General features: G+C 60.3%; 8 protein-coding genes. 4 read left to right on the forward strand and 4 right to left on the reverse strand.

What is annotated here, in order from left to right; translation table 11 throughout:
• Positions 1–53: 53 nt before the first annotated feature.
• Positions 54–1,931, reverse strand: a complete 1,878-nt coding sequence (locus GA0061100_RS29815; protein ID WP_075856486.1) for an adenine deaminase — start codon at positions 1,929–1,931, stop codon at positions 54–56.
• A gap of 270 nt (positions 1,932–2,201) precedes the next feature.
• On the opposite strand from GA0061100_RS29815, the gene GA0061100_RS29820 reads away from it, so the two are divergent.
• The 4 genes from GA0061100_RS29820 to GA0061100_RS29835 are packed head-to-tail and all read left to right on the forward strand — an operon-like array spanning position 2,202 to position 5,966.
• Positions 2,202–3,239, forward strand: a complete 1,038-nt coding sequence (locus GA0061100_RS29820) for an ABC transporter substrate-binding protein (RefSeq protein ID WP_075856473.1) — start codon at positions 2,202–2,204, stop codon at positions 3,237–3,239.
• A 46-nt stretch (positions 3,240–3,285) separates the two neighbouring features.
• Complete coding sequence (locus GA0061100_RS29825) at positions 3,286–4,110, forward strand: ABC transporter permease (RefSeq protein ID WP_075856474.1); 825 nt, start codon at positions 3,286–3,288, stop codon at positions 4,108–4,110.
• A 2-nt stretch (positions 4,111–4,112) separates the two neighbouring features.
• Positions 4,113–4,901, forward strand: a complete 789-nt coding sequence (locus GA0061100_RS29830) for an ABC transporter permease (protein ID WP_075856475.1) — start codon at positions 4,113–4,115, stop codon at positions 4,899–4,901.
• 6 nt (positions 4,902–4,907) lie between these two features.
• Positions 4,908–5,966, forward strand: coding sequence for an ABC transporter ATP-binding protein (locus tag GA0061100_RS29835; protein ID WP_075856476.1), 1,059 nt, complete (start codon positions 4,908–4,910; stop codon positions 5,964–5,966).
• A 201-nt stretch (positions 5,967–6,167) separates the two neighbouring features.
• Here GA0061100_RS29835 and tnpC read toward each other — a convergent pair whose 3' ends face one another.
• From tnpC to tnpA, 3 genes are read right to left on the reverse strand one after another with little or no spacing between them, the layout of a single operon-like run.
• Positions 6,168–7,769, reverse strand: coding sequence for an IS66 family transposase (gene tnpC / locus GA0061100_RS29840; RefSeq protein WP_075856339.1), 1,602 nt, complete (start codon positions 7,767–7,769; stop codon positions 6,168–6,170).
• Positions 7,770–7,822: 53 nt separating this feature from the next.
• Complete coding sequence (gene tnpB / locus GA0061100_RS29845; protein WP_075856340.1) at positions 7,823–8,176, reverse strand: IS66 family insertion sequence element accessory protein TnpB; 354 nt, start codon at positions 8,174–8,176, stop codon at positions 7,823–7,825.
• Entirely contained in the window at positions 8,157–8,579 is a 423-nt protein-coding gene (gene tnpA, locus GA0061100_RS35580) for an IS66-like element accessory protein TnpA (RefSeq protein WP_075856341.1), read from the reverse strand. The genes tnpB and tnpA overlap by 20 nt, the downstream gene beginning before the upstream one ends.
• Between the last annotated feature and the right edge of the window lie 83 nt (positions 8,580–8,662).

Below are 8,662 nucleotides of genomic sequence, written 5' to 3' on the forward strand. Positions count from 1 at the left end.
CAGCGCTCGACGGCGCAAAGTGGGATATTCAGAATAAAGAAGACGGATATCCTTCACCAGACAATCGGATGGGTTTCACCGGTCGCGACATTGACGAAGCCTTCCGGCGCCCTTTCGGAGGGAGCGACCAGAACCCAGCGCCAGGGCGCGCAGGTGAGTGTGGCGAAGGAAAGCCGCTCGGGAAAACCCGGCCACCAGCGCGGCGAGAAGGTTGGCTCATACATCCAGTCGATGTCAGCTCCGGCCTTATACAGCGCCTGCATCTCGGCATCCAGCTCTTTGGCCGAGCGCGCCGTCATCAGGCCGCCGACTTCATAGCGGACGCGGGCAACGACCTTGCCGCCCGAGACCAGCACCCAGCCACCCTGCTGCTCTTTCAGCGCATTGGCGACCATGGCCATCGCTTCATCGGAGGATCCGACGACCCAGATATTGTGCTTGTCATGCCCGAGCGTGGCGCCGAGAGCTGTATCCGGCGTGCGCGGCCCAGTGCCGAGCCAGAACATGCGGGCGACCTTGGCCTCGCCGGAAAAGCGATCGACGATCGCGAATTTCGTGACGTTGCGATCATGATCGCGCTCAACGGCGCCATCGCGGACAGGCAGATCCATGGTGATGAAATCATCGGCCCAATGGAAGGGGCGCAGCAGCGCCGCCTTGGCCGTGGCCGCATCCGAAGGAGCGGCAATGCGAAAATCTTCTGCCGTGACGGTCCGATCGATGCGAACCGTCTGCGTCGCCCAATCAGGCCAGTCGATCTCGGGCCGGATGCCGACGAAGGCCTTGCCCTCGGATGCCGGCCGACCGTCAGCCCAGACCTTGGCGATCGACAATGTCTTCACATCGTCCAAAAGCACGATATCGGCAAAGCGGCCGGGCGCAATCGAGCCGACCCAGGGCGTCAACCGCATATGCCGGGCGGGATTGATCGTCACGCACTGGATGGCGATTTCCGGCGACAGCCCATTCTCGATCGCAAGCCGGACATTGTGATCCGTCGCGCCGATCTTCAACGTATCGCTGGCGCTGCGATCGTCGGTGACGAAGGCGATCTGCGACCAGTCGGACAGGCCCTTCTCGATCAGCCCCTGGATGACCTCAGGCAGGGAATGCGGCCGGAGTTCGATGAACAGGCCATGCGTCAGCTTTTCCCAGATCTCATCCAGGAACCAGCCTTCGTGATCGGAGGCAAGACCGGCGCCGGCAAAGGCATTGATGGACGGCAGATCGCGCAGGCCCGCGCCATGACCTTCGACCACGCCGCGCTGTTCGAACGTGGCGCGGATCATGCCCCAGAGGCGATCATAAGCCGGATTCTCCGGATTGCTGACCGAGGGCCAGTCCATGACCTCGTCGAGGCCGGCCACCATCAGGCTTTCGCTCAGAAAGGATTTCTGCTCGTCATAGCCGAAATGACCGCCGCCCCATTCGTAAGCGGTCGGCGGCACGGCGGAGCCCGGCAGGGGGAAGATCTTCATCGGCGAGCCGCGGCGGCGTGCTTCCAGCCAGAATTCCAGATTGCGGGCGCCATTCACGTTGGAAAACTCGTGACTTGCCTCGCAGGTCCAGGTAACGCCATGCGGCATGACCAGAGCCGCTTCCCATTCCGGCGTAAGATGCGAGCTTTCGATATGCTTGTGCGCCTCGCCGAATCCGGGAACGGCAGCAAGACGCGGCTCGTGCACACGCTCGCCGACCTCGCCCTTATAGCTGCCGGCCGGGCCGACATAGGCGATACGCCGACCCTTGATGACGATTTCCTGGTCTTCCAGCCAGGTGCGGCTATGCACATCCAACAGCTTGCCGACACGCAGCAGGCGATCGGCAGGCCGGCGGCCGAGCGCGGTCAGCGTCAAATCCTGGCGGATCAGCACTTCATCCGCCGCATTGACAAGCAGATCGTCGGGAAGGGTTGTTTTTGGGGATGTCATGAGATGCATGCCTGCCAAGAAATTCGATCAGTCGAGGGTAGAGATGACGGACCGGCGTGTAAAGCCGGCTGGCTCGCTTGCGGAAGGCGAATGATCTCAAGCTTTTGCAATGGCCGAGTGCCGCACGCGACGACGCAGAATATTCATCCCACCAAAGGCAAAAACTGCCACCCTGCCCATTTGTTGGGCTTGTAAAGCCGATGCTCGAAAAATAGTATCCTGCAAGCTTGAAACATATGCCCGATTTCATTGACCAAAAGGATTTCGAGAATGAAAGGCCTCACCCTTGCCCGCGCCGCGGGATTTGCTCTCCTTGCCGCGGCAACCAGCATGCCGGCCTTCGCCCAGGCAAAGACGCTGACTGTTTCCTGGTGGGGCTATAATGGCGAGAAGATGCAAGCCAACATCATCGAGCCCTTCAAGAAGATCTGCGGCTGCGATGTCGTCTTCGAAACCGGCAACAATGCCGACCGCCTCAACAAGCTGAAGCTGCGCGGCGGCAAGGGCGTCGACGTCATCTATCTCACCGACAGCTATTCGCAGCTCGGTATCCAGCAGGGCCTCTTCCAGGAAGTCGACCGCAGCAAGATCCCGAACCTTGCCGACCTCTACGACATCGCCAAGGCACCCCAAGGCAATTACGGCCCCGCCTATACGATCGGCCGCGTAGGCATCGTCTACGATACGGCCAAGGTAAACCCGCCGATCACTTCCTGGAACGATCTCTGGCGCGACGACCTGAAGGGCGCGGTTTCTCTTCCCGGCATCACCACGACGGGCGGACCTCTGACCGTTCTTCAAGCCGGCAAGCACGCCGGCGTCGATCCCTACGCCGATGCCGACAAGGCGTTCGAGGCCATCGGAGCGCTGAAGCCGAATGTGGTCAAGAACTACAATACCGGCTCCGAGCTGGTGAACCTGATCTCGACAGGCGAGGCCAAGGTGGCGATGACACAGGATTTCGTTCTGTCATCCCTGCGCGCGGCCGTTCCGACGATGGCCTGGGCCGATCTGAAGGAAGGCGATATCGCCGTCCTCAACACGGTCAATATTCCGAAGGGCTCTGAAAACGTCGAGCTTGCGCACCAGTTCATCAACTTCGTCCTGTCCAAGGATGTGCAGCAGGCCGAAGCCGAACAAGGCGTCGATGCGCCGGTCTCGACCAAGGTGGTGCTGCCGCCTGAAAAAGCCAAGCTCTGGACCTACGGCGCCGACATGATCGCAAAGCTCAGCCGCATCGACTATCAGAAGCTGATCGAGGCGCAGTCGGACTGGGTCGATCGCTGGAACGAGATCTTCGGCATGTAACAGGGCATGCCGCACACTCCTGCGGCATTCTCACGGAATTCGGTTGATGAAGCATTTGATGAAATGGGGTTTGGCGACGCCGGCGATCCTGGCCGTAACGCTCTTCCTGCTCATTCCCGTGATCATTACGATCGCTGCGACTTTTGGCGAGCCCAAGGGGGTGTTTTCCCCCTATGTCGCCTTCTTCAGCAGCGGCTTTCGCCGCACGGTGCTCTTCCGGACGATCGAAGTGGCGCTGGTAACAACGGCGATTTCGCTGATTATCGGCTTCATCGCCGCCTATGTCATCGCGCAGATGCCGGGCCGCGCCAAAAGCGTGATGATCATTGCGGCGGTCTTTCCGCTGTTGACCGGCGTCGTCGTGCGCTCCTTCGCCTGGCTGATCATCCTCGGCAAGAACGGCATTCTCAACACCATCCTCATGTCGATCGGCATCATCAGCGAGCCGCTCTCGATGCTCTACACCGAGGGCTCGGTGATCGTCGCGATGGTCTATCTCTTCGTGCCCCTGATGATCCTGACCCTTGTCGGCGTGCTCGAAGGCATACCGCAGGACCTCATTCAGGCGGCGACATCGCTGGGGGCAACGCCGGCCGCAACGTTCCGCCAGGTCATCCTGCCGCTTGCCACACCCGGCCTCATCGTCGGCGCCGTGCTCGTTTTCACCGGCAGCTTCACCTCCTATGCCACGCCGCAGCTGCTCGGCGGCGAAAAGCAAATGATGATGGGCACCTTCCTTTATCAGCGCGCCATGGTTACCTTTGACTGGGTCGGGGCCTCGACGATCGCCGCCATCATGGTCGTGGTGACGATCGGCATTGTCGCCATCATGAGCCGTCTCGCGCGGCGGCTGAACCCGATGGCGGTGTGACCATGACAAAATCCGTCCACCCCGCGCTCATTGCCTTCACGGCTCTTGTCTTCCTGTTCCTGCTGGCGCCGCTCGTCATCATCATCGGCGCTTCCTTCAGCGACACGACCTATCTGACCTTCCCGCCGCAAGGCCTGACGCTGCACTGGTTCTCGAACATTTTTCAGATCGAAGCCTTCCGCACGACGGCGATCACCAGCCTGCAGCTCGCCTTTCTCGGAACCGCGCTCTCACTTCTGATCGGCGTCCCGGCCGCCTATGCCATCAGCCGATACAGGGTGGAGCTGCCGCGCTGGCTTTCGACACTCTTCGTGCTGCCGATCCTCGTCCCGGAAATCGTCTTCGGCTTTTCGCTGATGAAATCGATCACGATCGGCCTCGGGCTGCCGATCTTCCCGAGCCTCCTGATCGGTCACGCGCTGCTGGTGCTGCCCTATTCGGTGCGCGTCGTCAGCGCCAGCCTTGCGAGCTTCGACTTCTCGATCGAGGAAGCGGCGATCAGCCTCGGTTGCCCTCCCTTGAAAACGTTCCTGACCGTCGTGCTGCCGAATATCCGCGCCGGCGTTATCGCCGCCTTTATTCTCGCCTTCATCACCTCGATCAACGACGTCTCCGTCTCGGTCTTCCTGACGGGGCCTGGTATCTCCACCCTTCCCATCCAGATCCTTGCCCATATGGAGCAGTTCTTCGACCCGACCATCGCTTCGGTCTCCGTGCTGCTGATGCTCGTGACCGTTGCCGTGATGGCTATCGTCGAAGCCACCCTGGGCCTCACCTTCCTGACAAAGTAGCCGCCCGTGACCGTATCGCTCTCCATCAATTCCATCAGCGCTCATTACGGCAAAACGGCCGTCCTGCAGGATCTTTCGCTTTCCGTCGCAGCCGGCGAACTGGTTTCGCTGCTCGGCTCCAGCGGCTGCGGCAAGACGACGACGCTGCGGCTCGTCGCCGGCTTCCTGCAGCCGAGCAGCGGCACCATCAAGCTCGGCGACCGCGACCTGACGACGCTGCCGGCCCACGCAAGGGATATCGGCCTGGTCTTCCAGAATTACGCGCTGTTTCCGCATCTGACGGTGCTCGAAAACGTCGCCTTCGGACTGAAACAACGCCGGGTGCCGACGCAGGAACGCCGAAAGAAGGCAGCTGCCATGCTGGAGCGCGTCGGCCTTTCCGGCCTCGGCGACCGTCTGCCCTCGGCACTTTCCGGCGGCCAGAAACAGCGCGTCGCGCTCGCCCGCGCGCTCGTCATCGAGCCGCCGCTCCTGATGTTCGACGAGCCGCTTTCCAATCTCGATGCCAAGCTGCGGGTCGACATGCGCGTCGAAATCCGCCAGCTGCAGCGCGCCAACGGCACGACATCACTTTACGTGACGCACGATCAGGAAGAAGCCTTCTCGATCTCCGATCGCGTCGCCATCATGAATGCCGGCCGCATCATGCAGCTCGATACGCCCGAGATCCTCTACCGCAAGCCCGCCAACAGCTTCGTCGCCCGCTTCGTCGGCTTCGAGAACCTGCTGCCGCTGCGCGTCGTCGAGCGGGCGGGCGTATTGGTGACGGCGGAAGCTGCTGGTGGCGCAAAGATCGCGATATCGCAGGAGGATTTTGGGCCTATCCCCGACAACTTCATTCTTGGCTGCCGGGCCGATGGGCTTTCGGTGCAGCAGAGTGGCAATGGTCTGTCTGCGGTGCTCGGAACAAGAACCTATCTCGGCCGCGCCTACCAATATCAATGCAAGACGTCGGCTGGCGATATTGTTGCCAATGGCGCACTATCCGAGCCGCTGACAGCGGGGAGTGCCGCCGTGCTTGTACCTGTGCCCGAACAATGCTGCGTCCTCGCCTCCGAGGAATAAGGGGCGCATGACGCCATTATTTGTCATCGCTTATCCGATGGTTATGGCCTTTGGGCCATTTTTTTATGCACGTAGGGTGCTGTTCTGTTTTGGCGCGGTTTTGTGGCTAGTTCTGTTTTGTTTGTAAGCGCGATTTTCCATGCGCATTGACGGCCTGACCGGTGAACCGCCCTCGCATCTGTAGCGATTATTCCGGCTCTGTTAGGCGGCGGCAGAGGCTTTGGAGAAGTTGATCGGCAACAGGTCACCTATGTCGGCCGCTTCCGTCCGCTGCGGCAACTCGATGAGCACGTGGCGCAGCCATGCCAGCGGATCGACGCCACAGGCGCGGCAAGTGAGCATCAGACTGTAGATCACGGCACTGGCCTTGGCTCCGTCGGCGGTGTCGCTGAACAACCACGATTTTCTTCCGGTCGCAAAAACTCTGATCTCGCGTTCCAGAACGTTGTTATCAATCGGCATCCTGCCATCGCTGGTATAGCGTGTCAGGTAATCCCATTGATTCAGAGTGTAAGACACAGCGTCGCCGAGCTTGGTATCCGGCACGACCTTCGGCGCGATATTGTCGAGCCACGCCTTGAGGGCATTCAGGATGGGCAAGCTGTGTTGTTGTCGGAAGCGGCGAATGCAGTCGGCCTGCGTTTCATTGGCGCCGTTCTTTTCGCTTCGGGCCTGCCTCTCGATCCTGTAAAGCTGCTCGAAGAACCGAAGCGCTTGCTCCGGCGGCCCGCCGCCGTTCTTTCTGGCCTTGAGCGCGTCAACGAAGCGTCGCCTGGAATGGGCCATGCATCCGACATGGGTTGCACCATTCAATGTGCGCCATGCAGTGTAGCCATCGCTCACCAATATGCCGCGGTAGTCTCCGAGGAAGGTCTGAGGGTAAATCTGGCCGCGGCCGGGCTGATAATCGAGAAGCACGATTGGCTCGTCGCTGTCCTCGCTACTGCGATATGCCCACATATACGACGTGCTGGTGGCTTCCTTGTCCTTCTCCTTCAGGACTTGAACCGTCGTCTCATCGCCATGAATGAGAGGCTGCGATCGCAACCGCAGTTTCAGCGCATCATAGATGCGGTGCAGATGCTTCTCGCTTGAGCCGATCACCCAATGAGCCAGAGCGCCACGGCTGATCGGAACACCGGCCCGCTCAAATGTTTGCGCTACGCGGTAGAGCGGTGTGCCATCGACGTATTTATGAACGAGCGCGAAGGCCAGCGTCGAGGCCGTGGCGATGCTGCCAGGCAGGGGCTGGGTCGGCATTGGCGCGATCACGACAGGCGTGTTGATCCCGGTGCGGTCGCAATGACGGCAAGCGTACTTGAACCGCACATTCTGCAGGACCTTCGCCTTGACCTCGATATGGAGCTGCTCGGTCACGGCCTCGCCCATGCGATGCATTTGATGACCGCAGCAGGGACAGGTCTTCTGGTCTTCGGGAAGGTCGTATTCGACACGCTGGCGCGGCAAATCTGCCGGCAGAGGCCTGCGGCCACGCTTCTTGCCCGTCTGACCCTCTATCGCTGGCAGGCCAGTGTCCGGAAGCTTGACGACGTCGTCGCCGGCATCACCGTCGCTACCGTCATCGTCGCCCACCGCCTCTTCGGCTTCGTTGAAGAGGCGGTCGATGTGCTTTTCGCTGCGAGGAGCAAAACGATGGAGCTTTGCGAGTGCCAGTTCCTCTTCCAGCTTGACGACCCGAAGCGACAGCGCATCCTTCTCGGCTTTGAGCGCGGCGATTTCGGCAGCATTTGCCGCCAACTGTGCCATCAGTTCTGCAATGCTTGGCTCGCCGGTTCTCGTCATCAGATTCTTGAATCTGAACCGGCCCTGCGCGTCAACAGCTCAATTCGCCATCCTCAGCCGGCGATCTGATATTGCCGAACCGGATGGCGCACCATCGCATCAATATCGATGCCGTCCAGGATCCAGTGGAGCTGCTCGGTCGAGAGTGTCACCACCACAGTCTCTCGGCGGGGCCACCTGAACTTGTCTTCCGTCAATTTCTTCAGGACCATAACAAACCCGGACCGATCAAAGAACAAAAGCTTCACCCGGTCACGCCGGCGATTGCAGAAGGCAAATACCGCAGGAGTAAACGGGTCCAGCGCCATCGTCTCCTGGACCAGGACTGCAAGGCTGTTGATGCCTGCCCGAAAGTCGATCGGCTCTCGGTGCAAATAGACCTCAAGATCAGCGCCCAGTCTGAACATGACCCAGCGCTCCTACGATTGCGACCAGTCCATTCACATCGTCGTACTCAACGGTCAGGCTAATCCCATTCGGCAGGAGCGCACTCACCCTGGATGCATGAGAGTGCTTGCCCAATGGCTCGGTCTTCGCCAGCAAATCGCCGCCAGAGGCCGAGGAAATATCTGCAGCAATCCGAACCGGAACGAACCCCGAGACCAGAGGCAAAGGACGTCCTTCTTTGGCTCTCTTCACCCATTTCCGAACAAGATTAGCATTAACGCCGTGCTCCAGCGCCAGACGCGAGACCGAAACGCCGGGTTCCAGGCAAGCCGCGACAAGCCGATCTCTCCACGCAGGGTCATATCGACGACGGCCGTCGCGACCAACAAGCCGCACTTGTAGTTTAGGAGCATCTTCATCCATGATTTGGTGTCCACCTATTTTTGGCGGAAACTTCATGCATCAGAGCACCGCGCTTCAGAAGGCGCACAGAAATTCGCGCTTAC

Source organism: Martinezella hainanensis (assembly GCF_900094555.1).
Taxonomy (GTDB): Bacteria; Pseudomonadota; Alphaproteobacteria; order Rhizobiales; family Rhizobiaceae; genus Rhizobium; species Rhizobium hainanense.

Excerpts from the sequence above, each read along its gene's own strand:
- tnpA (WP_075856341.1), bottom strand. The coding sequence starts at position 8,579 with ATGGATGAAGATGCTCCTAAACTACAAGTGCGGCTTGTTGGTCGCGAC.
- GA0061100_RS29825 (WP_075856474.1), top strand. The coding sequence starts at position 3,286 with ATGAAGCATTTGATGAAATGGGGTTTGGCGACGCCGGCGATCCTGGCC.
- tnpB (WP_075856340.1), bottom strand. The coding sequence starts at position 8,176 with ATGTTCAGACTGGGCGCTGATCTTGAGGTCTATTTGCACCGAGAGCCG.
- GA0061100_RS29815 (WP_075856486.1), bottom strand. The coding sequence starts at position 1,931 with ATGACATCCCCAAAAACAACCCTTCCCGACGATCTGCTTGTCAATGCG.
- GA0061100_RS29820 (WP_075856473.1), top strand. The coding sequence starts at position 2,202 with ATGAAAGGCCTCACCCTTGCCCGCGCCGCGGGATTTGCTCTCCTTGCC.
- tnpC (WP_075856339.1), bottom strand. The coding sequence starts at position 7,769 with ATGACGAGAACCGGCGAGCCAAGCATTGCAGAACTGATGGCACAGTTG.
- GA0061100_RS29830 (WP_075856475.1), top strand. The coding sequence starts at position 4,113 with ATGACAAAATCCGTCCACCCCGCGCTCATTGCCTTCACGGCTCTTGTC.